We start from the raw sequence: 1225 nt of genomic DNA on the forward strand, positions 1-1225 counted from the left end.
CGCCACGACGCCCCCGGGCCGGTGCCGGTGGACGACGGCGAGGAGCGCCGCGGCTTCTTCGCCCGTCTGCTGAGGCGGCGCGGCCGGTCATAAGATCGGCCGTATGAGCGCCTCCAAGGACACCCCGCCGCCGCTGCCCGAACCGCTCCGGGTCGCCGTGGCGGACTCGCACACCCACCTCGACATGCAGGCCGGAACCGTCGAGGAGGGCCTCGCCAAGGCCGCCTCGGTCGGCGTGGCGACCGTCGTGCAGGTGGGCTGCGACGTGAAGGGCTCCCACTGGGCCGCCGAGACCGCCGCCGCGTACGACAACGTCCACGCCGCCGTCGCCCTCCACCCGAACGAGGCGCCCCGCATCGTCCACGGCGACCCCGACGGGTGGTCCCGGCAGGGCGCCCGCGCCGGCGGCGGCCGCGCCGCCCTCGACGAGGCCCTCGCCGAGATCGACGCCCTCGCCGCGCTCGACCACGTCAAGGCCGTCGGCGAGACCGGCCTCGACCACTTCCGCACCGGCCCCGAGGGCATGGCCGCCCAGGAGCTGTCCTTCCGCGCCCACATCGAGATCGCCAAGCGGCACGGCAAGGCCCTCGTCATCCACGACCGCGACGCCCACGCCGACGTCCTGCGCATCCTGCGCGAGGAGGGCGCCCCCGAGCGGACCGTCTTCCACTGCTACTCCGGCGACGCGGACATGGCCCGGGAGTGCGCGGCCGCCGGCTACTACATGTCCTTCGCCGGCACCGTCACCTTCAAGAACGCCCAGCCGCTGCGCGACGCCCTGGCCGCCGCCCCGGCGGAGCTCGTCCTCGTCGAGACCGACGCCCCCTACCTCACCCCCGCGCCGTACCGCGGACGGCCGAACGCCCCGTACCTCATTCCGCTGACGGTCCGCGCCATGGCCGCCGTCCGCGGCATCGACGAGGACGCGATGGCCACGGCCATCGCCGCCAACACGGCGCGCGCCTTCGCCTACTGACCCCGCCGTGGCCGACACGCTGGGTGTCCGTCCGGCTTTGGAGAGTGACGGACCCTCCGCTAGGGTGCCGTGCCCAACCGAAGCCGGGCCGGACCAGGGGAGCGAGCGGCGTGAGCGAGAAACCTTTCACCGGGGGCCACGGGGCCGATCCCGACCCCCGCCCGTACGGGCCGTCCGCGTACGCCGACCCGCTCGCCGGCACCGCCGGGACCGGCACGGCCCTCGACCCGTACGGGCGGGGGTCGGGAT

The 1225-nt window shown here is 75.4% G+C and carries 1 protein-coding gene; it reads left to right on the top strand.

Annotated features, from left to right (window positions below; all coding sequences use genetic code 11):
• Window positions 1–103 precede the first annotated feature (103 nt).
• On the top strand, window positions 104–976 hold the full coding sequence (locus EF903_RS32740; protein WP_125548553.1) for a TatD family hydrolase: 873 nt from the start codon (window positions 104–106) through the stop codon (window positions 974–976).
• Window positions 977–1225 lie beyond the last annotated feature (249 nt).

It is taken from the genome of Streptomyces sp. WAC05292 (genome assembly GCF_003949955.1).
Classification (GTDB): Bacteria; Actinomycetota; Actinomycetes; order Streptomycetales; family Streptomycetaceae; genus Streptomyces; species Streptomyces globosus.

Bases quoted from the DNA above. Each gene is read 5' to 3' on its own strand.
- EF903_RS32740 (WP_125548553.1), top strand. From the start codon at position 104: ATGAGCGCCTCCAAGGACACCCCGCCGCCGCTGCCCGAACCGCTCCGG.